At 67.8% G+C, this 20,182-nt stretch carries 20 protein-coding genes; 16 read left to right on the top strand and 4 right to left on the bottom strand.

The annotated features are described in order from the left end of the window. Positions 1-185 precede the first annotated feature (185 nt). Complete coding sequence (locus ABB30_RS06305; RefSeq protein ID WP_057637459.1) at positions 186-626, bottom strand: YkgJ family cysteine cluster protein; 441 nt, start codon at positions 624-626, stop codon at positions 186-188. Between the two features lie 95 nt (positions 627-721). Between ABB30_RS06305 and oleC the strand changes: the two genes are divergently transcribed. From oleC to ABB30_RS16485, 4 genes are all read left to right on the top strand, one after another. Continuing rightward, complete coding sequence (oleC, locus tag ABB30_RS06300) at positions 722-2,377, top strand: olefin beta-lactone synthetase (RefSeq protein WP_057637458.1); 1,656 nt, start codon at positions 722-724, stop codon at positions 2,375-2,377. Then, positions 2,374-3,366 carry a 2-alkyl-3-oxoalkanoate reductase gene (gene oleD / locus ABB30_RS06295; RefSeq protein WP_057637457.1) on the top strand — a complete coding sequence of 331 codons (993 nt, stop codon included), beginning with the start codon at positions 2,374-2,376 and terminating at the stop codon, positions 3,364-3,366. The genes oleC and oleD overlap by 4 nt, the downstream gene beginning before the upstream one ends. 75 nt (positions 3,367-3,441) lie before the next feature. Then, a complete protein-coding gene (locus ABB30_RS16170) occupies positions 3,442-3,600 on the top strand; it encodes a DUF1328 domain-containing protein (RefSeq protein WP_152980606.1) in 159 nt (52 codons plus the stop codon). 45 nt (positions 3,601-3,645) lie between these two features. After that, positions 3,646-3,918 (top strand): hypothetical protein, encoded by a 273-nt coding sequence (locus ABB30_RS16485; RefSeq protein ID WP_161808841.1) that lies wholly within the window; start codon positions 3,646-3,648, stop codon positions 3,916-3,918. 88 nt (positions 3,919-4,006) lie between these two features. Here the strand turns inward: ABB30_RS16485 and ddlA are convergent, their stop codons facing one another. Next, positions 4,007-5,101, bottom strand: coding sequence for a D-alanine--D-alanine ligase (gene ddlA / locus ABB30_RS06290; protein ID WP_057637471.1), 1,095 nt, complete (start codon positions 5,099-5,101; stop codon positions 4,007-4,009). Positions 5,102-5,334: 233 nt separating this feature from the next. Between ddlA and ABB30_RS06285 the strand changes: the two genes are divergently transcribed. The 4 genes from ABB30_RS06285 (at position 5,335) to ABB30_RS06270 (ending at position 9,301) form a co-directional block, all read left to right on the top strand. Continuing rightward, positions 5,335-5,979 carry a ubiquinone biosynthesis accessory factor UbiJ gene (locus ABB30_RS06285; protein ID WP_057637456.1) on the top strand — a complete coding sequence of 215 codons (645 nt, stop codon included), beginning with the start codon at positions 5,335-5,337 and terminating at the stop codon, positions 5,977-5,979. Continuing rightward, positions 5,979-7,601 carry a ubiquinone biosynthesis regulatory protein kinase UbiB gene (gene ubiB, locus ABB30_RS06280; RefSeq protein ID WP_057637455.1) on the top strand — a complete coding sequence of 541 codons (1,623 nt, stop codon included), beginning with the start codon at positions 5,979-5,981 and terminating at the stop codon, positions 7,599-7,601. Before ABB30_RS06285 ends, ubiB begins: the two co-directional genes overlap by 1 nt. Next, the gene (locus tag ABB30_RS06275) at positions 7,601-8,338 is read left to right on the top strand and encodes a pseudouridine synthase (RefSeq protein WP_057637454.1); all 738 of its coding nucleotides are present in this window, start codon (positions 7,601-7,603) and stop codon (positions 8,336-8,338) included. Before ubiB ends, ABB30_RS06275 begins: the two co-directional genes overlap by 1 nt. 81 nt (positions 8,339-8,419) lie before the next feature. Further along, entirely contained in the window at positions 8,420-9,301 is an 882-nt protein-coding gene (locus ABB30_RS06270) for an NAD-dependent epimerase/dehydratase family protein (protein WP_245626436.1), read from the top strand. A gap of 9 nt (positions 9,302-9,310) precedes the next feature. Here ABB30_RS06270 and ABB30_RS06265 read toward each other — a convergent pair whose 3' ends face one another. Further along, positions 9,311-9,811: a DUF2059 domain-containing protein gene (locus tag ABB30_RS06265; RefSeq protein WP_057637470.1), complete on the bottom strand. Its 501-nt coding sequence runs from the start codon at positions 9,809-9,811 to the stop codon at positions 9,311-9,313. Positions 9,812-9,979: 168 nt separating this feature from the next. Here ABB30_RS06265 and ABB30_RS06260 point away from each other — a divergent pair, with 168 nt between their 5' ends. From ABB30_RS06260 to ABB30_RS06225, 8 genes are all read left to right on the top strand, one after another. After that, positions 9,980-11,029, top strand: coding sequence for a HEAT repeat domain-containing protein (locus ABB30_RS06260; RefSeq protein WP_057637452.1), 1,050 nt, complete (start codon positions 9,980-9,982; stop codon positions 11,027-11,029). After that, positions 11,026-12,540 (top strand): glycosyltransferase family 2 protein, encoded by a 1,515-nt coding sequence (locus tag ABB30_RS06255; protein ID WP_083489724.1) that lies wholly within the window; start codon positions 11,026-11,028, stop codon positions 12,538-12,540. The genes ABB30_RS06260 and ABB30_RS06255 overlap by 4 nt, the downstream gene beginning before the upstream one ends. Next, positions 12,537-13,799, top strand: coding sequence for a YaiO family outer membrane beta-barrel protein (locus tag ABB30_RS06250; protein ID WP_152980605.1), 1,263 nt, complete (start codon positions 12,537-12,539; stop codon positions 13,797-13,799). Before ABB30_RS06255 ends, ABB30_RS06250 begins: the two co-directional genes overlap by 4 nt. A gap of 4 nt (positions 13,800-13,803) precedes the next feature. Further along, on the top strand, positions 13,804-16,233 hold the full coding sequence (locus tag ABB30_RS06245; RefSeq protein ID WP_152980604.1) for an LTA synthase family protein: 2,430 nt from the start codon (positions 13,804-13,806) through the stop codon (positions 16,231-16,233). Continuing rightward, on the top strand, positions 16,230-17,177 hold the full coding sequence (locus ABB30_RS06240; protein WP_057637449.1) for a hypothetical protein: 948 nt from the start codon (positions 16,230-16,232) through the stop codon (positions 17,175-17,177). Before ABB30_RS06245 ends, ABB30_RS06240 begins: the two co-directional genes overlap by 4 nt. A 17-nt stretch (positions 17,178-17,194) precedes the next feature. Then, positions 17,195-17,626 (top strand): alternative ribosome rescue aminoacyl-tRNA hydrolase ArfB, encoded by a 432-nt coding sequence (gene arfB, locus ABB30_RS06235; RefSeq protein WP_057637448.1) that lies wholly within the window; start codon positions 17,195-17,197, stop codon positions 17,624-17,626. Between the two features lie 4 nt (positions 17,627-17,630). Beyond that, positions 17,631-18,233: a 1-acyl-sn-glycerol-3-phosphate acyltransferase gene (locus ABB30_RS06230; protein ID WP_057637447.1), complete on the top strand. Its 603-nt coding sequence runs from the start codon at positions 17,631-17,633 to the stop codon at positions 18,231-18,233. Positions 18,234-18,435: 202 nt separating this feature from the next. After that, positions 18,436-19,101, top strand: a complete 666-nt coding sequence (locus ABB30_RS06225; protein WP_057637446.1) for a hypothetical protein — start codon at positions 18,436-18,438, stop codon at positions 19,099-19,101. A gap of 12 nt (positions 19,102-19,113) precedes the next feature. Here ABB30_RS06225 and ABB30_RS06220 read toward each other — a convergent pair whose 3' ends face one another. Then, a complete protein-coding gene (locus tag ABB30_RS06220; RefSeq protein WP_057637445.1) occupies positions 19,114-20,079 on the bottom strand; it encodes a LysR family transcriptional regulator in 966 nt (321 codons plus the stop codon). Between the last annotated feature and the right edge of the window lie 103 nt (positions 20,080-20,182).

Below are 20,182 nucleotides of genomic sequence, written 5' to 3'. Positions count from 1 at the left end.
AGCGGCCCCGGCCGCGATGCCTTTGACTTGGCCGGGAAAGCCTGTCGCGCCCAGGTGCGCTCCCACAGGAGCAGGCTGGGTCATCGCCCTGTTGGAGTGCCCCGGCTGGCAGGGCCATGGCGCACCAGTGCGCCGTCAACGCCGGTTGCTGCGATGAAAAACGCCCGCATGGCGGGCGTTGTCGGTCAGGCGGCGATCGGCGGGCTCGGGGGGCTGGACGGGCTGTTGTCGTTGCCGTTGTCGTCCGGGTTGTCGTCGTCATTGCTGGCCGCGACCTTGGACCACAGCCAGTCGGCGGGGGTCAGTTCGGGCAGGCCGTGCACGGCGCGGGCCTTGGCGCACTGGTCGCTGTAGGTGCCGTACTCATAGGAGGCATCAACCTCGCGGCAGACGCTGGGCCGGTTGGGGTGGATGGTGCAGCGCGAGTACTCGCCGACCTTGCAGTCCAGGGCCACGCACTGGATCGGCGGGGCGTAGGTGCCGCGCATCACCAGGCGGTGGGCATCGAGCTTTTCGGTCAGCGCATGGGGTACACCGCCTTCGGTGAACTCGTCCGATTCCATCCAGTGGAAGGCAACGCGGTACTGCGAGCAGCAGGCGCCGCAAGTCAGGCAGGGGTGTTCCATGGGATGTCCCATGCGTCGGTAGTGGAGAGGGGCGGAATTTTCCGGCCAGCGGGGCAGGGCGCGCAAGATTTTTCTGCAGCGGCGACAATAGCGGTATGGAAACCGTCAGCAATATCGCCGCCCGCCTGCCGGAGCTGGCCCGTGAACGCCCTGATCAGATTGCCATCCGCTGCCCCGGCAAGGCCGGTGCCGGGGGCATGGCCCGTTATGACGTGGCCCTGAGCTACGCCCAGCTGGATGCGCGCTCCGATGCGATCGCCGCCGGCCTGGTTGGCTACGGCATCGGCCGCGGTGTGCGCACCGTGGTGATGGTGCGGCCGAGCCCGGAATTCTTCCTGCTGATGTTCGCGCTGTTCAAGATCGGCGCGGTGCCGGTGCTGGTGGATCCGGGCATCGACAAGCGGGCGCTGAAGCAATGCCTGGACGAGGCCCAGCCGGCGGCCTTCATCGGCATCGCGTTGGCGCATGTGGCGCGCAAGCTGCTGCGCTGGGCCGGTTCGGCCAGCAAGCTGGTCACCGTTGGCCCGCGTCTGGGCTGGGGCGGCACGACCCTGGCCGCGATCGAGGCCGCAGGGGTAGGAGCCGGCCCGCAGCTGGCCGCCACCGATGGCGATGAGACTGCGGCAATCCTGTTCACCTCCGGCTCCACCGGCGTGCCCAAGGGCGTGGTCTACCGCCACCGTCATTTCGTCGGCCAGATCGAGCTGTTGCGCAATGCCTTCGGCGATACCGCCGGCGGCGTGGACCTGCCGACCTTCCCGCCGTTTGCCCTGTTCGACCCGGCCCTGGGCCTGACCTCGATCATCCCGGACATGGACCCCACGCGCCCGGCCAAGGCCGACCCGCGCAAGTTGCATGACGCGATCAAGCGCTTCGGGGTGGACCAGCTGTTCGGCTCGCCGGCGGTGATGAAGGTGCTGGTCGATTACGGCCACCAGCTGCCGGGCGTGAAGCGGGCGATGAGCGCCGGTGCACCGGTGCCGCCGGAAACCGTGGCCAAGGTGCGCGCCCTGCTGCCGGCCGATGCCAATTTCTGGACCCCGTACGGCGCAACCGAGTGCCTGCCGGTGGCGGTGGTCGAAGGCCGTACCCTGGAAGCCACCCGCGCGGCAACCGAGGCCGGTGCCGGCACCTGTGTCGGTGATGTGGTAGCGCCCAACCAGGTGCGCATCATCGCCATCACCGATGCGCCGATCGGCGACTGGTCCGGCGTGCAGGAGCTGCCGGCCGGGCAGATCGGCGAGATCACCGTGGCCGGGCCGACCGCCACCGATGCCTATTTCAACCGTCCGCAGGCCACTGCCGCAGCCAAGATTGCCGAGACCCTGGCCGATGGCAGCACGCGCATCGTCCACCGCATGGGCGATGTCGGTTATTTCGACGCTGAAGGCCGGCTGTGGTTCTGCGGCCGCAAGACCCAGCGCCTGCAGACTGCAGCCGGCCCGCTGTACACCGAGCAGGTCGAGCCGGTGTTCAACACCGTGGCCGGCGTGCGCCGCACGGCCCTGGTCGGAGTGGGCGAGGCGGGCAATCAGCGCCCGGTGCTGTGCTACGAGCTGGAGCCGGGTGTGAGTGACAGCCCGGCCATCGCCGCCGCGCTGCGCGCGGTGGCGGCTGCCCATGCGCATACCGCCGGCATTGCCGATTTCCTGCCGCACAAGGCCTTCCCGGTGGATATCCGCCACAACGCCAAGATCGGCCGCGAGAAGCTGGCCGTGTGGGCGGCCGGGCAACTGGAGAAAGCACGATGAGGATCCTGGTCACCGGTGGTGGTGGTTTTCTCGGCCAGGCCCTGTGTCGTGGCCTGGTCGAACGTGGGCACCAGGTGCTCAGCTTCAACCGCGGCAACTACCCGGCGCTGGCGGCGCTGGGCGTGGGCCAGATCCAGGGCGACCTGGCCGATGCCAATGCGGTGTCCCATGCCGTGGCCGGGGTCGATGCGGTGTTCCACAATGCCGCCAAGGCCGGTGCCTGGGGCAGTTATGACAGCTATTTCCAGGCCAATGTGGTGGGCACGCGCAATGTGATTGCCGCCTGCCAGGCCCATGGCGTGGGCAAGCTGGTCTACACCTCCACCCCCAGCGTGACCCACCGTGCCACCCATCCAGTGGAAGGCCTGGGCGCGGAGCAGGTGCCTTACGGTGAGGACTTCCAGGCCCCGTATGCGGCCACCAAGACCATTGCCGAGCAGGAAGTGCTGGCGGCCAACTCACCAACGCTGGCCACCGTGGCCCTGCGCCCGCGCCTGATCTGGGGCCCGGGCGATGCGCAGCTGGTGCCGCGCCTGGCCGAGCGCGCCCGTCAGGGCCGCCTGCGCATCGTCGGCGATGGGCAGAACAAGGTGGACACCACCTATATCGACAATGCCGCCCAGGCCCACTTTGATGCCTTCGCCCATCTGGCGCCCGGCGCGGCCTGTGCCGGCAAGGCCTACTTCATTTCCAACGGCGAGCCGCTGGCGATGGAGGTGCTGCTCAACAAGCTGCTGGCCGCCGCCGGTGCCCCGGCCGTGCACAAGCACCTCAGTTTCAAGGCGGCCTACCGCATCGGTGCGGTGTGCGAGAAGGCCTGGCCGTGGCTGCGCCTGCCCGGCGAGCCGCCGCTGACCCGTTTCCTGGCCGAGCAGCTGTGCACCCCGCACTGGTATTCGATGGCCCCGGCCAAGCGTGATTTTGGCTATGTGCCCAAGGTCAGCATCGAGGAAGGCCTGCGCCGTCTGGCTGCCGCACAGACGGGCTGAACACAGCCAGCTCACTCTCGCTGAACCGGTTCAAGCGCAAGCTGGGGCCGTGTTTGATGGTGAGGAGGTGGCGTCATGTCACGTTATGCGGTGTTGTTTCTGGCCATTGCCGTACTGGCTGCGGTGGCCGGCTTTGCCGGCTACGCCGGGGCGCTGGGCAACCTGATCTGGCTGGGCTGCGCGGTATTGATGCTGCTGGCCGTGCTGGTGGCGTTCAAGGGCCGGCGGGGCTGAGCCGGCAACCGGCGGTGCCGGTGATGCTGTTGCCTTGTGCGCGGCATGGTCACGGCGTGTCACCGCTTGCAGGTGGCTGGCGCCACCAACCATGGTCACATCAGCCTCGCAGGTGAGCGCGCAGGCTTGTGCCGTCCATCCCGATCAGGTGCTGGTGTCATGGTCAACTTCACGGTTGCTTGTGGCGTTGCTGCGGTTGCGTTGGCGGTGTTTGGTGTTTCCGGTCTGCTGGCGGTGTTGAGCAACATCGCCTGGGTGTTGATGGGCGGCCTGGCCTTGCTGCTGGTGGTCTCGCTTCTGTGGCGCAAGGGGCAGTAAGCGCGCCAGAATCAATCCGGCTGCCTTGGATGGCCGCCACAAAAAAGCCGCCCAACGGGCGGCTTTTTGCCTGCAATGCAGGTCGGTTTCACATCACGCTGCGCAGCTGGCTGGCGGCCTGGTGGCGCTCCAGGGCCAGTTCGATCAGGCGGCTGATCAGTGCGCTGTAGCCCAGGCCGCTGGCGCCCCACATCTTCGGGTACATGCTGATCGAGGTGAAGCCGGGCAGGGTGTTGATCTCGTTGATCACCACCTGGCCGTCGGCGGTGAGGAACACATCCACACGGGCCAGGCCGGCGCATTCCAGCGCGCTGTAGGCACGCACGGCGATGTCGGCAATCCGGGCATGGGTGTCATCACCGATGGCAGCCGGGATCACGATGTCCGCACCGCTGGCGCTGAGGTACTTGGTGTCGTAGGCGTAGAAATCGTCATTGAGCACGATCTCGCCGCACACGCTGGCCTGGGGCGTATCGTTGCCCAGCACCGCGCACTCGATTTCGCGGCCGACGATGGCCGATTCGACCAGCACCTTGCGGTCGAAGGACAGGGCCAGGGCCATGGCGGCATCGAACTGGGCGCGGTTGCGCACCTTGCTCACCCCGACCGAGGAACCCTGGTTGGCCGGCTTCACAAACAGCGGCAGGCCGAGCCTGGCCACGATGGCGTCATAGTCGGCGGCCTTGGCCGTGGTGGCGTTGAAGCAGACGAACGGGGCCACGGCCAGGCCGGCATCGCGCAGCAGGCGCTTGGCCACGTCCTTGTCCATGCCGGCGGCCGAGCCGATCACGTCCGAGCCGACAAAGGGCAGTTCGAGAAGGCGCAGCAGGCCCTGCAGGGCGCCGTCCTCGCCACCGGTGCCGTGGATGATCGGGAAGATCACATCAATGGCCGGTACCGCGCTGCCGTCGGCGGCCTGCAGGCGCGCCGCGCCGCTGGCACCGGGAACCACGCTCAGCTGCGGGCCGCTGCTGACCAGGGCAATGGCATTGGGGTCATCGGCATTGGCCAGCCAGTTGGCCGGATCGCACAGGAACCAGCGCCCGGTCTTGTCCACGCCGATCAGCACCGCTTCGAAGCGCGTGGCATCCAGTGCCTGCACGATGTTGCGCGCCGACTTCAGCGAGACCTCGTGTTCGGCCGACTTGCCGCCGAAGATGATGCCAACCCGGGTCTTGCTCATGCCGATGTGCTCCTGCCAATGCGTATGGAAGTGCATAGCATGCCGCGTTGCAGGCCGTTCGTGGGCGCTGCGGTGCACGGCTGGCTCAGCGCCGGTTCGGCCAGTGCGTAGAACAGGCCCGGCCACGGCGGTCAGGGGGGGGCGCCCTGCCCACAGGTGGCGTGTTGTGGCTGCTGCAGCGGCATCGGGCAGTTTTTCGGTGATCGGCCAATGGGCACCGGTAGAATGGGTCGATGAGTCCTTCCCTGTTCCCCTCCCTCAAGCCCGTGGCCGGCCGTGCGCTGGAAGCCGCGCTCAACCGCGCGCTGGCGCTGGACCCGGATACCCGCGATGCGCTGGCACCGCTGGATGGCCGTTCGGTCAGCCTGCGCCTGGACAGCCCGGACCTGGGCCTGCGTATCGGTGTGGCCGGGGCGCGCCTGACCGTCGGGCCGATCGATGCGGAAAACGCGGCCGACCTGGCCGTGCACGGCAGCCGCCTTGGCGCATTGCTGGGGCAGTTGCCGATGCTGGCCAAGCGTCGGCAGCAAGGTGCGGATGCGGGGCGGATCAATGTTTCCGGCGATGCCGAGCTGGCGCGTCGGCTGCAGCAGCTGGCCGCCGGCTTCGACCCGGACTGGCAGCAGCCCTTCGTGGCCGCGCTGGGGCCGGTGATCGGGGTGCAGGTGGCGCGGGTGCTGCGCCAGGCCCTGGGGCACCTGCGCGATGGCAGCCGTGATGTGCTGGGCATGGCCGCCGAATTTGTCACCGAGGAGTCGCGCGATGTCCTCGGCCGTTTTGAACTCAATGCCTTCCACGATGACGTGGATGGCCTGCGCGATGACGTGGAACGCCTGGCAGCGCGGGTGGCGCGACTGCGGGCGGCTGGAGAATCTTGATGAAATCACTGTTGCGCGCCCGCCGCATCGGCACCGTGCTGCTGCGCTATGGCCTGGATGACCTGCTGGCCGGAACCCCGGCCGCGCGCTGGATGAAGCTGGCCCGCCCGTTCGTACCGCGCGCCAGTGGCGAGATCGCCAGCCAGCCGCGCGGCGCGCGCCTGCGCCTGGCGTTGCAGGAACTGGGGCCGATCTTCGTCAAGTTCGGCCAGGTCCTGTCCACCCGCCGCGACCTGGTGCCGCCGGACATCGCCGCCGAGCTGGTCCTGCTGCAGGACCGGGTCAAGCCGTTTGACGGGCAGCTGGCCCGCAGTCTGGTGGAACAGGCACTGGGCCGCCCGGTGAGCGAGGCGTTCGAGCATTTCGACACCACGCCGTTGGCCTCGGCCTCGATTGCCCAGGTGCATGCCGCGCGCCTGCCCGGTGGCCGTGAGGTGGTGGTCAAGGTGCTGCGTCCGGGCATCGACAAGCAGATCGACGAGGACATCGCCCTGCTCAATGCCTTGGCCGGGGTGGTCGAGCGTACCCATCCGCGCGCCGACAAGATCCGCCCGCGCGAGGTGGTGGCCGAGATCCAGGCCACCCTGGCCGCCGAGCTGGACCTGCACCGCGAAGGCGCCAATGCCAGCGTGCTGCGGCGCAATTGGCTGGGTTCGCGCGAGCTGTACATCCCCGAGGTGATGTGGGACTACAGCGGGGAGGGGGCGCTGACCCTGGAGCGCGTGCACGGCATTCCGGCCGATGACATCGCCGCCCTGGACGCGGCCGGGATCAACCGCCGCGCCCTGGCCGCCAACACGGTGCGCCTGTTCTATACCCAGGTGTTCCGCGACAACTTCTTCCACGCCGATGCCCACGCCGGCAACATCTGGGTAGACAGTGACCCGGCGCGCAAGGCCGACCCGCGCATCATCGCGCTGGACTTCGGCATCGTCGGCCAGCTCTCACCGTCCGACCAGTACTACCTGGCCGAGAACTTCATGGCCATCTTCCAGCGTGACTACCGGCGCATTGCCGAGTTGCACGTGCAGGCCGGCTGGATGCCGGCCACGGTGCGCCTGGAAGAGCTGGAAGCCGCCGTGCGCGGCGTCTGCGAGCCGTACTTCACCCGGCCGTTGTCGCAGGTGTCGCTGGCCGAGGTGCTGCTCAAACTGTTCCGCACCGCCCAGCGCTACCAGCTGACCCTGCAGCCGCAGCTGATCCTGCTGCAGAAGACCCTGCTCAACATCGAGGGCGTCAGCCGCACGCTGGATCCGGACATCGACATCTGGAAGGAGGCGCAGCCGGTGCTGGAGAAGATCCTGCGCGAGCGCTACAGCCTGCGCCGGGTGTTCAAGGAGGCACGCCGGCACCTGCCGGAGCTGGCCACCCAGGCCCCGGAAATGCCGCGTCTGCTGCACCAGTGGCTGCAGCAGCAGGTCGATGGCCAGCACCAGCTGTCCATGCGCTCGGATGACCTGCAGACCATCAATGCCAGCCTGCAGCAGATGCAGCGGCGGGTGATCGCGGCGGTGGTCGGTGTCGGCATGGTGGTGGCCGCGGTATTGGCGGTGGTGCCGGTAGTGAAGATTGTCTGTGGCGTGGTCGGCGCACTTGCCCTGATCCGTGCCTGGTGGAAGTAATGAACGACGTGATTGAACAACCGGTGGCCGTCGAGCCGCCGCTGGAACTGCTGTACTGCGACGAGCGCCTGGCCGTGGTCAACAAGCCGGTGCGGCTGATGGTCCACGACAGCAAGCTGGCCCGTGGCGAGGATGACTTCCTGGCCGACCGCCTGCGTGAGCAGCTGGGCAAACCGATCTTCCTGGTCCACCGCCTGGACCGCGCCACCAGTGGCTGCCTGCTGCTGGCCTTCGACCGCGAGACGGCCAGTGTGCTGGGCAAGCAGCTGATGGAAGGCCTCGTGCGCAAGGATTACCTGGCCATCTGCCGTGGCTGGCCGGCAGAAAGTGCTTTCACCATCGACCACGAGCTGGACGGTGGCCCGGGCAAGCCGGTGAAGAAGACCGCCATCACCCATTTCCAGCACCTGGCCAGCGGCGAGCTGGACATGCCCGGCAGTGGCTTTGAGACCTCGCGCTACGCGTTGCTGCGTTGCCAGCCGCAGACCGGGCGTTTCCGCCAGATCCGCCGCCATCTGAAGCACTGCTTCCATCACCTGATCGGCGACACCAGCCACGGTGATGGCCGCCACAACCGCAACTTCCGCATGAAGGGCGTGCACCGCATGCTGCTGCATGCCGAGGCGCTGAGCTTTGACCATCCCGATGGCCAGCGCCTGCGGGTACAGGCGCCGCTGGATGCGGAGTTCCTCAAGGCCATGGGCCTGTTCGGCTGGGACGTGCCCGAAGTGCCCTGAAGCCGGGTCCATAAGCAGTAAACTGTGGCGATCCTGAGTAGCTCCCGGGCGCCACATCCGTCTGTCTGGATGAAACTGTTGTTGACCGGAAGCGCAGGCCGTATCGGCCGCGCCATCCATGCCGCTGCCATCGCGCAGCACAGCGTGCGCGGGCTGGACCGCAGCCCGTTTTCCACCACCACCCTGATCGGCGATGTCGCCGACCCCGAGCTGCTCAAGCGTGCACTGGACGGGGTGGATGCGGTGATCCATACCGCTTCCTTGCATGCCCCGCATGTGGGCCTGGCCAGTGAGGCCGAGTTCGAGCGGGTCAATGTGCAGGGCGTGCAGACCCTGCTGGCGCTGGCCCGCCAGGCTGGCGTGCAGCGCATTGTCTATACCTCCACCACCGCCCTGTATGGCGCGGCCGTGGATGGCGGGCGTTGCTGCTGGATTGACGAGGGCGTGCGCCCGCAGCCGACCACCATCTATCACCGCAGCAAGCTGGCGGCCGAGCAGGTGCTGGCCGAGCATGCCGATACGACGCTGCAGGTGCGGGTGGTGCGCATGTCGCGCTGCTTCCCCGAGCCGGTGGACCGCATGGCGCTGTACCGCCTGCATCGCGGCATCGATGTGCGTGATGTTGCCGATGCCCATCTGGCCGCCCTGGTCGCCGATGGCGCCAACTTCCAGTGCTGCATTGCCAGCGGCCACACACCGTTCCAGACCGAAGATCTGGCCGAATTGTGGGGCGCGCCGCAAGCCGTGCTGGCCCGGCGTTGCCCGTCCTTGCAGGCCGAATTCCAGGCCCGTGGCTGGCCCTTGCCGGTGCGGATCGACCGCGTTTACGACGCCTCGGCGGCCTGGCAGCAGTGGGGCTGGCGCAGCCGGCATGGCTATCAGGAAGTGCTCGAGCAGGCCGCCCGGCGCAGCCTGGAAGTGCTGCCGTTGCAGACCGATTTCGCCGACCGTACTACCGAGTGAGGCCGCTGCTCAGGGCTTGCTGGCGATGATGCCTTCCAGCTCGCGCTGCAGTTGCTGCATGTGCGGGGCAAGGTGGCGCTCGATCCCGGCGCTGGTGCCGGCCATCAGCTCCGGGGTCTTGTCGAGCATGCGCTGGCCGGCATCGGATTCGTAGAATTCGGCCATCGCCAGGATGTCCTCACGGCTGAAATGCTGGCGGTACTGGGCCAGGTAGACCGGCCGCAGCTGTGACCAGGCCAGCCGCTGCTGCATGGTCTGCCGGGTGCGCTCGAACAGGGCCTGCACCTGCTGCTTCTGCGCCGCGCTCAGGCCCGGATGCTGCAGGACCTGTTCAAACTGCTGTTTCTGGTTGGCTTCCATCTGCGGCAGCAGGGTGGAAAGCATGGCCTGGGCCCGCGAAGCCGAGAGCAGGCGGTTGATCTCCGCATCCGAGGCCGGGGCGGCAAGGGCCAGTGCCGGCAACAGGGTCGTGGTCAGCAACAGCAGGCGGTAGAGGGGAGCTGCACGCATGGTCAACACATACCGTCAGAAAGCGGCCCCTGAGCATACCCGCTAAACGACAGGCCGCCGCGGCCGGGCTGTTCCTCACGCCGTTTTTATATGTACGGGAATTGAATGGATTGGCGCCCGGCGGGAACGGGCCGGAGGGACGGCGCCATGCCATGGACTTACTGGGGAATGAGTGATGTCACCATCGCCAAGTGGGTGGCCCTGGCCACCCTGTGTCTGGCGGCGTTGGTGTTGCTGGCCATCCTGCTGCTGCGGCGTCTGGCCGATGCGCGCCAGCGGCGTGACCGCGCGGCCTACCAGCGCTGGCATGCGGTGTTTGAACAGGCGGCCGGCGGGGCGCCGCTGTCTTCATTGCCCATGCGGATCGATGGCGGTGAGCTGACCGGCCTGCTGGAGGCCTGGAATGTGCTGCACGAGCGCCTGCCGGCCGAGCAGGCGCAACGGCTGCGGCCACTGGGGCAGGTGCTGGAACTGCCGCGGCATTGTGCCGGCCTGCTCGATGGCGGCTATCACGACCGCGCGCTGGCCGTGGTGGCTCTCGGTCACCTGGGCGACACCGGCAGCTTCGGCCAGGTCGAGGCCCTGCTGCATGACCACAGTCCGATTGTCTCGTTGTGCGCGGCGCGGGCGTTGTCGATGATCGATCCTCCGGCGGCCATGGCCCGTTTCATTCCACTGATCGAGCATCGCCCGGAATGGGCGCCGGGCAGCGTGGCGCGCATCCTTGGTGAAAACGGCGAGCACGTGGCGGTGCGCGAGCTGTCCAATGCCCTGCTGCATGCCAGCGCCGAAACCTCGGTCAAGCTGCTGCGCTTTCTCAGTGACATCGACCCGCAACAGTCGGCCCTGGTGGTACGCCGGCTGCTGCACGAGCCGATTGATGACCAGGTGCTGTCGGTGTGCCTGCAGGTGCTGCAGGATCGTGCCGACCTGCCGCGGGTGCGTGAACTGCTGGGTGCCCAGCGCTGGCATGTACGCATGCATGCGGCAAGTGCCCTGGGCCGGCTCGGCAGTGCGGCCGACCAGCCGGCGCTGCAGCCGCTGCTGACCGACCCGGTGTGGTGGGTGCGTTACCGGGCGGCGCAGGCACTGGCGGCCCTGCCCGGGGTGGGGGCTGCCGGTCTGGCCGGCATCCAGGGCAGCGTGACCGACCGCTACGGCCGCGACATCATTGCCCAGGTCCTGGCCGAACAGCGCATGGGTGGGCTGTCGACATGAGCAGCTACTGGCACGACCTGATGGGTTGGTTGCAGCAGGCCAGCTGGGTGCACTTCCTGGTCGATTTCCAGTGGGTGTTCCTGCTCTACTTCTTTGCCATCAACCTGGCCTACCTGCTGCTGAACTGGGTCTCGGCGGTGCGCGTGGTGCGCTACATGCGCGAGTACCGGGCCGACTACCTGCCCGAGGCACTGCGCGGCTACCAGCCACCGGTCAGCATCATCCTGCCGGCCTACAACGAGCAGGCCACGGTGGTGTCCACGGTGCGCTCGCTGCTCAAGACCACCTATCCCAACTACGAGATCATCGTGGTCAACGATGGCTCCACCGACCGCACCTGCGAGCTGTTGATCGAGGCCTTCGGCCTGGAGCGCATTCCCGAGGCCTATCGCCAGCGCCTGCCCACCGAAAAGGTACGCGGCCTGTATGGATCGGCCCGTTATCCGCGGGTACGTCTGCTGGACAAGGAAAACGGCGGCAAGGCCGATGCCTTGAACGCGGCGATCAACTGCGCCCGCTACCCGCTGTACTGCGCCACCGATGCCGACTGCATCCTGCATCCGCAGAGCCTGGCGCGGGTGGTGCGGCCGTTCCTGGAAGATGCCCGGGTGGTGGCCAGCGGCGGCGTGGTGCGCGTGCTCAATGGCTGCCGGGTCAAGGACGGCATGCTCGACGAGGTGGGCCTGCCTGACCGTCTGCTGCCCGGTTTCCAGCTGATCGAGTACCTGCGCGCATTCCTGTTCGGGCGCATGGGCTGGTCCCAGCTCAACGCCCTGCTGATCATCTCCGGTGCCTTCGGCGTGTTCTACAAGGAGCGGGTGATGGCCATCGGTGGCTACCGCCGCGACACCATCGGCGAGGACATGGACCTGGTGGTACGGCTGCACCGCAACCTGCGCGAGCAGGGGCGCGATTACCGCATCGTGTTCGTTCCCGACCCGGTGTGCTGGACCGAAGTGCCCTCCGACCTGCACTCGCTGCGCAACCAGCGTGTGCGCTGGCAGCACGGCCTGGCCGAGAGCCTGTGGCCGAACATGGGCCTGATGTTCAGCCGCAACGGCGGCAAACCGGGCTGGCTGGCCTTTCCCTTCATGCTGTTCTTCGAGTTCTTCGGCCCGATCATCGAGGTGGCCGGGTACCTGGCACTGATCATCCTGGGCCTGCTCGGGCTGGTGCCATGGTCGTTGTTCTGGATCTTCCTGGCCGCCTCGATCGGCATGGGCATCCTGCTTTCGGTCAATGCCATGCTGCTGGAGGAAATCTCCTTCCGCCTGTACCCGCGCAGTGGCCAGCAGCTGCGCCTGTTCCTGTTTGCGGTGCTGGAAAACTTCGGCTACCGCCAGCTGACCTCGGTCTGGCGCCTGACCGGCACCCTGCGCTGGCTGCTGCGGCCCCGGCGGCCGCACCAATGGGGCCAGATCAGCCGTGATGGTTCCTGGCAGCAGGCCGGCGACGCGGCCGATGCGGCAGGTACCACCCAGGCACACCGTTCACCACGAGGCAGGTCATGAGCCAACGTCCACCGCTGTCCCTGTCCCCACTGAGTCTGCTGCTGGGCATGCTCGTGCTGAGCCCGCCGCTGCTGGCGCAGAGCCCGGCAGTGCCCAGCGTGGAGCAGGAGTTGGCCCAGCTGCGCGAGCTGGCCACCTCCGGCCAGCGCGAGCAGGCCCTGGCCGGTTACGCCCGGTTGCTGCAGCGCTCGCCGGGCAATGGCGATGTGCTGCTGGCACGCGGCCGCACCCTGGCCTGGGAAGGTCGCCATGCCGAGGCCGAGGCCGACCTGCGACAGGTGGTCGACAACAGCCCCGGCTATGCCGATGCCTGGTCGGCACTGGGCGACCTGTACCGCTGGAGTGACCGCCCGGAGCAGGCCCTGCAGGCCTACGCGCGCTGGGTGCAGCTGCAGCCGGAGCAGGCCGATGCCTGGCTGGCCCGTGGCCGGGCCCAGCGGGCGCTGGGCAACGAGGAAGCGGCGCAGGCCGATTTTGCCGCTGCGGCGGCGCGCGGGGCCGACATCAGCAGCCTGCAGGCAGCGCCGTTGCCACAGGCCGGCATGCCGGCCGAGGTGGCTGCAGCGGGCGGGTACACCTGGGGAGCGCGGGTAGGCCTGGACTGGACCGGCTTTGATGGTGGGCGTTCGTCCTGGCGTGATGCCGACCTGGCCATCCGGCGCTACTTCCCGCGCGGTTCGCTGGGCCTGGAAGTGCTGCATGCCGACCATTTCGACACCACCGATACCGCGGTTGCCCTGGACGCATACGTGCCGCTGTGGTCGCGAGCCTATGCCAATGTGCGTTACCAGCACGGCCCGGATGCGGGCATCCTGCCGCAGCGGGCCTGGCGCATGGAGGTGTTCCAAGGCGTGGGCTCGGGCTGGGAGCTGTCGGCCAGCGTGGACCGGCTGACCTTCTCCGACAGCATCGAGTTCTACGGCCTGGGCATCGGCCGCTACAGCGGCAACTGGTATGGCCGTTACAAGCTGCAGCATGTGCCCGGCGTCGGCTCGGGCAGCTGGAGCCACCGCCTGCAGCTGCGTCATTACTACCTGGGCAATGCCGATGATTTCTGGCAGCTGAGCCTGAGCAGCGGGCGCAGCACCGATGTCGACCGTTTTGGCACCACGGTGCGTGACAGCAATGCCGCCGTGGGCCTGTCCTGGACCCGTTACCCGCACCCGCAATGGGGGTTCCGCCTGGGGCTGGGCTATGCCGATGACGCCGATGGCCTGACCGAACAGCGCGCCTCCGCAGCGCTGTATCACCGCTGGTGAGCCGGTGGCTGCCTCGCTGATGGGCGGTAGCGAGCCGCGGCTGCGTTGGCGCTGGTTGCTGCGGGCGCTGCTGGTACTGCTGCTGGCGCAGTGGCTGCTGGTTCTGCTGGCCACCCTGGCTGGCCCGGCCATGGCAGGGCAGGCAGGGGCGCAGCGCTGGCCGGTATTGGGGCTGGCCATCTGGCAGGCCAGCATGGTGCTGCTGCGCGGCCTGCCGCTGCTGTTGTTGGCCTGGCCGCTGTTGCGGCTGCCATCGGCGATCCTGCGCTGGCTGACGCTGTCGTTGCTGTGGCTGTTGTGGCTGTTGCCGCAGGCTGGCCTGGAAGGCTATTTCCAGCAGGCCGGCACGCCCCTGGGCGCCGACCTGCTCGGCTACAGCGCCGAGGAAATCCGCACCACCCTGGCTGGCGCCGGGGTCTCCGCTGGCCAGGCGGCCGGCTGGTGGCTGCTGTTGCCCTGCCTGTTGCTGCCGTTTGGCGTGGCCTGGGCATTGTCGGCGCGTGCCAGCGGGCAGGTGAGGGCGGCGCTGCCCAGCAGACGCCACTGGCTGCTGTTGGCCGGGCTGTGCCTGCTGGCCTGGTGGCTGCCGCTGGATGCCGGCCTGGCGCAATTGCCGGACCAAGCCCGGCGCGAGCAGGCCAGCAGCAAACTGGCCTGGTTTGTTGCTGATCTGTGGCGCTGGCAGCAGCGCGAGCGGGGGCCGCTGGCCTCGGCCCAGGCGCACGAGCCGGCCTCCGTCGAACAGGTCACCGGCCAAAGCCAGGTGCTCGATGCCGGGCATCCGCTGTTGCATGCCGAGCGCACGCCGGACGTGCTGGGGCGGTATTTCGCCCCGACCAGCCATGGCGGCCCTCCCAACGTGGTGGTGGTCATCGTCGAAGGGCTGGGGCGTTCGTTTTCCGGGCCGGATGCGGCGCTGGGCAGTTTCACTCCGTTTCTGGACCGGCTGGCCACGCAGAGCCTGTACTTCGACAGTTTCCTGGCCAACCAGGGCCGCACCTTCGGCGTGCTGCCCTCGCTGCTGGGTTCGCTGCCGTTTGCCGAGCAGGGATTTCTGGCCCTGCCCGAACCGCTGCCGGACCATCCAGGCCTGTACCAGGTGCTGGGCCAGCAGGGCTACCAGCGCCTGTTCTACAACGGCACCGATACCCGTTTTGACAACGAGCGCGGCTACCTGCAGGCGCAGGGCGTGGAGCAGATCGTGGACCTGGGCAATTTCGGTCCAGGCTACCAGACCAACCCGCACAGCCAGTGGGGCTATGCCGACGAGGCCCTGGCCAGCCGGGTGATTGCCGACATGGCCGGCTTCAAGCCGCCTTTCCTGCTTGGCGTGCAGACCATTTCCATGCACACCAGCTACCGCTTCCCCGGCCAGGCGCACTGGCAACAGCAGCTGCAGGGCCATGTGCAGGCGCTGGGATTGCCGCCGGCGCGACAGGCGGCGGTGCAGGCGCAAAGCGACATCTACAGCACCATCCTGTACACCGATGCGCAGCTGCAACGCCTGCTGCAGGCCGCCAGCCAGCAGCCCTGGCATGCCGACACCATCTACCTGATCAGCGGCGATCACCGCCTGCCGGAGATTCCGATCGGCGAGCACATCGAGCGCTACCACGTGCCCCTGCTGATCCATTCGCCGCTGCTGCGGCAGCCGGCCCGAATCGGCGCGGTGTCCTCGCAGATGGACGTGCTGCCATCGTTGATGGCCCTGCTGTCGGCGCACTACGGCCTGCAGCGGCCGGCGCAGACACCGTGGCTGGGGCGTGGCCTGGACATGTCCACGGCGTTTTCCAGTACCGGCCATTTTCCGCTCAAGCAGACCAAGACCAGTGCAGAGGAGTACCTGGATGGCCGCTGGTGGCTGCGCGATGGCCAGCTGTACGCGCTGGAGAAAGGCATGCGCCTGAGCGCGGTGGATGATGCGCAGGCGCTGGCCCGGGTGCAGGCCCGCCTGCACCGCTACCAGCAGGCCAATGCCGCCTTGCTGGCCCAGGGCCAGGTGCTGGCCAGCCGCGCCCCGCTGCAGGCCTATGCGCAGGACCAGGTGGATGCGCCGCCGTTGCCGCAGCCGGCCAGCCAGGCCCTGCCCGGGCTGGGAGTGGAGGATGTGCAGCTGCGTCGCCAGGGCAACCGGCTGCAGGTCAGTGCGGCTTTCATCAATGGCGATGACCATCCCAGTGCCTGGTTCGTGCCACTGGCCGTGCTGCTCGATGCCCAGGGCAGCGAACGCGGCGAAGTATCGGCCGCCGCCGTGCAGCTGGCGCCCCATCAACGCCGCCAGCTCGGCCTGACCCTGCCGTTGCCGGCCGGGGCCGATGCGGCCTGGTCGGTGTCGTTGCGCCCCTCGGACCCGCAGACCGGCCGTGCCAGTGGACGTGGCCAGTACCGGATTGCCTTGCCGTTGCCCGCCGGCAATCCGGAGCCAGCACCATGAATGCCCTGTACAAGCGCCTGCCCTGGATCTTCGTGCTGCTGTGCGCGGTCGCTCCCGGCTGGGCCGCCGCCCCGCGGGCCGAGCGCGCGCTGTGGACCTGGGAGGCAGAGTCCTATGCGATGGTCCAGGACCCTGCCGTGGCCGAGGAGGCCATTGCCTACCTGCGCGCGCGCGGCTTTGACCGCCTGTACCTGTATGCCGATGCCTACCGTGGCCGTCACCTGCTGCGCGACCAGCCGCAGCGTTACCACGCCCTGATCCAGCGCCTGCGGCAGGCCGGCATCGATACCTACGCCCTGCTGGGGTCGGCCTATCTGCATACCGAGGCCTATGTGCTGCCCGAGCGTCGTGCCGATGCCCTGGCCATGCTGCAGCAGGTGCTGGACTACAACGCAGCCGCCCCGCAGCAGGCACGCTTTTCCGGCGCCAACCTGGATATCGAGCCGCATATCCTGGATGCCTGGAACGAGCATACCCGGCTGGGCCTGCTCAAACAGTTCCTGGACCTGAGCAAGGCCTTGATGGCGGCCAAGCAGGCCAGCGGCCAGACCCTGCTGCTGGGCCCGGCCATCCCGTTCTGGCTGGATGGTTACGAGCTGCACTGGAACGGCCGCAAGGCCCTGGTCAGTGAGCACATGATCGACACCTGGGACTATGTCGCGCTGATGGACTACCGCGACTTTGCGCAAGGAAGGGACAGCATCCTGGCCCATGCGGCCAGCGAGCTGGCCTATGCACGCCAGCACGGCAAGCCGGTGGTGATCGGGCTGGAGGTCTCGCCCAATGACATCGACAAGGTCACCTTTGCCGAAGAGGGCCCGCAGGTGTTCGAGGCCGAGGTGGCCAAGGTCGAGGCGGCGCTGGCGCAGGACCCGGCGTTTGCCGGCTTTGCCATCCACCACTACCGGGCCTGGCGCCGCTGGGAGCAGCAGCACGCGCGCTAGGCCCATACAATGGCGTGATGTCTGCCGGCTTTCTGATCATCAATTCCCGCATCCGCATCCCCGACGATGAGTTGGTGGAGCGCTTTGTGCGTGCGTCCGGTGCCGGCGGGCAGAACGTCAACAAGGTCTCTTCGGCGGTGGAGCTGCGCTTTGATGTGCTCAATTCGCCGTCCCTGCCGCAGACCCTGCGCGAACGGGTGCTGGCCCGACGCGACCGCCGCCTGACCGGCGATGGCGTGCTGGTGATCGATGCCCAGCGCTTCCGTACCCAGGAACGCAACCGCGAGGATGCCCGCGAGCGCCTGGCCGCGATCCTGCGCGAAGGCCTCGTTGTGCAGGCACCGCGCATTGCCACCAAGCCGACCCGGGCCTCGCAGCGGCGCCGGGTGGACGACAAACGCAGCCGCTCGCAGCTCAAGCGCGGGCGCAGCTCGAACCAGTGGGATTGAAACAGTGAGCCAGACCGACCAGACCATTCCGCCGATGCCGGCGTCCTTGCCGCAGGTGCCGCCCGGGCGCTTTGGCCGTTGGTTCGGCCGCAGCGTGCTGCGCCTGGGGGGCTGGAAGGTGGTGGCGCCGATGCCCACCGAAGGGCGCGCGGTGGTGATCTTCGCCCCGCATTCGAGCAACTGGGACGGCCTGTGGGGGTTTGCGGTCAAGCTGGGCATGGGCGTGGACGGCAAGGTGCTGGCCAAGTCACAGCTGTTCTGGTGGCCGCTGGGCATTTTGATGCGTCGCCTGGGGGCCATCGCGCTGGACCGTGCCTCGCCGCAGGGCACCGTTGGCCAGGCGGTGGAGCTGATCAAGCGCTCGGACAAGATCTGGTACGTGTTGGCACCGGAGGGCACGCGCAAGCAGGTCACCGACTGGAAGGGCGGTTTCATCAAGATCGCCGTCCAGGCCGGGGTGCCGATCGTGCCGGCCTACATCCACTACCCGGAAAAGATCATCGGCTTCATGCCGGCCTACCACCCGACCGGGGATTTTGCCCGGGACATGGCCGCGATCCGGCAGATGTACCGGCCCTGGCAGGGCAAGAATCGCGGCAGCGAATAAGCCTGGCTGTACACAGGCCGTCTGAATGTGCCCCTGCCGTGGGACGGCATGTTCAGTTTTTACACTTTTTTGACATTTCCGGACGGCCGATAATGGACGCCACGCCGGGCAGCCGACAGGGCTGCCTGCCCCCAGGGCGCGGTGTGCGTTTTCGTTGTTGAGCGCGCCAGGTTCGCGCCGGGATGTTGTTGTGGATCAGGATTTGAAGAAGGTTGCGGCTGGTGTCGGCCGCTTTTTTGCTTACGCGCTGCTGGCCGCGTTCCCCGTGCTGATGCTGCGCCAGGACATCCTGGTGCTGGGCAATGCCGTGGGCGAGGACTCGCTGGTGGAGGCATGCCAGCTCGCCCTGCTGGGCCTGAGCGCACTGGCCTTTGCGCTGCTGGCCTGGTGCCGTGCCGATGACCGCCGCTTTGCCGCGCTGGCTGCGGTGTTTTTCGCCTGCATGTTGATCCGCGAGAACGATGCGGTGTTTGACCAGGCCTTGTTCCACGGGGCCTGGAAGTACCTGGTCGCACCGCTGGTCATTGCCAGCCTGGTGTGGGCCTTGCGTGATGCACGCGCGCTGCTGGCCGGCATCGCCCGCTTCCTGGCTGCCCATGCCGGCACCATGATGCTGCTGGGCCTGGCGATCCTGCTGTGCTTCTCGCGCCTGTTCGGCATGACCGAGATCTGGGCGGCCGTGCTCGGCGATGGCTACGTGCGCACGGCCAAGAATGCGATCGAGGAAACCGGCGAGCTGCTGGGCTACAGCGTGATCCTGGCCGCCAGCCTGCGTTATCTGGCCCAGCGCGTGCGCGCCCAGGTGCGCGAGCGGCGTGGCCTGGGCAAGGTCGCCGGCACCCGGTTGGCGGCCGAGCGTCGCCTGTAAGAAGCCGGCGGCCTAGCGCTCGGAGTGGCCGGTCTGGTCATAGCTGCGGGGGCTGAGCAGATCCGGCTGGATGCATTCGATGAAGGCGCGGGCCTGGGCCGACAGGGGCCGGCCGCGGCGTACCGCCACCCCGTAGGTGCGTGGCGGAAACAGCGTGCCGACCGGGCGGATCGCCAGTTGGCGGGCATCGTCGGGGGCCAGGCACAGCGCCGGTACGATCGAGATGCCCATGTCCAGGGCGACGTATTGCTTGATCACTTCCCAGCCGCCCACCTCCAGGCTGACGCTGTAGGGCACGCGCTGCTGCTGGAACACCCGGTCCACCAGGCGCCAGGTGACCTGGCGGCGTGGCGGCAGGATCAGCGGGTACTGGGCGATCTGCGCCAGCTCCAGCCGTGGCAGCTGGCTGAGCGGGTGGCCGGGCGGGGTGATCAGCATCTGCTCGAAGCGCTGCACGGTCTCGTAGCTGAGGTCACTGGGCACATCCAGCAGCGAGCCGACAATCAGGTCGGCGTCGTCGTTGCGGAGCAGGTCGGTGCCGTCGGCGGTGATCGCGTTGTGCAGTGAAAGCCGTACGTTTGGCTGGCTTTCGCGGAACTTGGCCACAATTGCCGGCAATAGATACAGGATCGTGGTGGAGTTGGCGGCGATGCGCAGCTCGCCGGCATCCAGCCCGCTGACTTTGTCGCGGAAACGTTCGACCAGCCCGTCCAGGTTCTCCACCAGTGGCTGGGCCATTTCATACAGCAGCTGGCCTTCGCGGCTGGGTACCAGACGCCGGCCGGCACGTTCGAACAGCACCACCCCGAATTCGCGTTCCAGCGCCTGCAGCTGCAGGGTGACGGCCGGCTGGCTGATGAAAAGCGCCTCCGCCGCCCGCGACACCGAGCCCAGACGCACCGTCTGGCAGAACGCGCGAAGTGGTTTGAGTCGATCGGATTTGTAGGAAAAACGAGGGCTTGCGGCCGTCTTTGGCATGGCTGAGAACCAAGTATTTGCACAACTTATGTAACTCATTGCAAAAACTGTTTTGTTAAATACCTTGCAGCGACGGCAGTTTGGAGCTCCGGAATCACAGGAG

This window comes from Stenotrophomonas ginsengisoli, from assembly GCF_001431485.1.
In the GTDB taxonomy this organism is placed as follows: Bacteria; Pseudomonadota; Gammaproteobacteria; order Xanthomonadales; family Xanthomonadaceae; genus Stenotrophomonas; species Stenotrophomonas ginsengisoli.
Note: the sequence above shows the minus strand (reverse complement) of the source record. Positions and strands in the feature narration are given on the sequence as shown.

Coding starts and splice junctions, on each gene's coding strand:
- ddlA (WP_057637471.1), bottom strand. CDS start 5,101: ATGAGCAAGACCCGGGTTGGCATCATCTTCGGCGGCAAGTCGGCCGAA.
- ABB30_RS06265 (WP_057637470.1), bottom strand. CDS start 9,811: ATGCGTGCAGCTCCCCTCTACCGCCTGCTGTTGCTGACCACGACCCTG.
- ABB30_RS06250 (WP_152980605.1), top strand. CDS start 12,537: ATGAGCCAACGTCCACCGCTGTCCCTGTCCCCACTGAGTCTGCTGCTG.
- ubiB (WP_057637455.1), top strand. CDS start 5,979: ATGAAATCACTGTTGCGCGCCCGCCGCATCGGCACCGTGCTGCTGCGC.
- ABB30_RS16170 (WP_152980606.1), top strand. CDS start 3,442: ATGTCACGTTATGCGGTGTTGTTTCTGGCCATTGCCGTACTGGCTGCG.
- arfB (WP_057637448.1), top strand. CDS start 17,195: ATGTCTGCCGGCTTTCTGATCATCAATTCCCGCATCCGCATCCCCGAC.
- ABB30_RS06285 (WP_057637456.1), top strand. CDS start 5,335: ATGAGTCCTTCCCTGTTCCCCTCCCTCAAGCCCGTGGCCGGCCGTGCG.
- ABB30_RS16485 (WP_161808841.1), top strand. CDS start 3,646: ATGGTCACGGCGTGTCACCGCTTGCAGGTGGCTGGCGCCACCAACCAT.
- oleD (WP_057637457.1), top strand. CDS start 2,374: ATGAGGATCCTGGTCACCGGTGGTGGTGGTTTTCTCGGCCAGGCCCTG.
- ABB30_RS06220 (WP_057637445.1), bottom strand. CDS start 20,079: ATGCCAAAGACGGCCGCAAGCCCTCGTTTTTCCTACAAATCCGATCGA.
- ABB30_RS06260 (WP_057637452.1), top strand. CDS start 9,980: ATGAGTGATGTCACCATCGCCAAGTGGGTGGCCCTGGCCACCCTGTGT.
- ABB30_RS06275 (WP_057637454.1), top strand. CDS start 7,601: ATGAACGACGTGATTGAACAACCGGTGGCCGTCGAGCCGCCGCTGGAA.
- ABB30_RS06240 (WP_057637449.1), top strand. CDS start 16,230: ATGAATGCCCTGTACAAGCGCCTGCCCTGGATCTTCGTGCTGCTGTGC.
- oleC (WP_057637458.1), top strand. CDS start 722: ATGGAAACCGTCAGCAATATCGCCGCCCGCCTGCCGGAGCTGGCCCGT.
- ABB30_RS06255 (WP_083489724.1), top strand. CDS start 11,026: ATGAGCAGCTACTGGCACGACCTGATGGGTTGGTTGCAGCAGGCCAGC.
- ABB30_RS06305 (WP_057637459.1), bottom strand. CDS start 626: ATGGAACACCCCTGCCTGACTTGCGGCGCCTGCTGCTCGCAGTACCGC.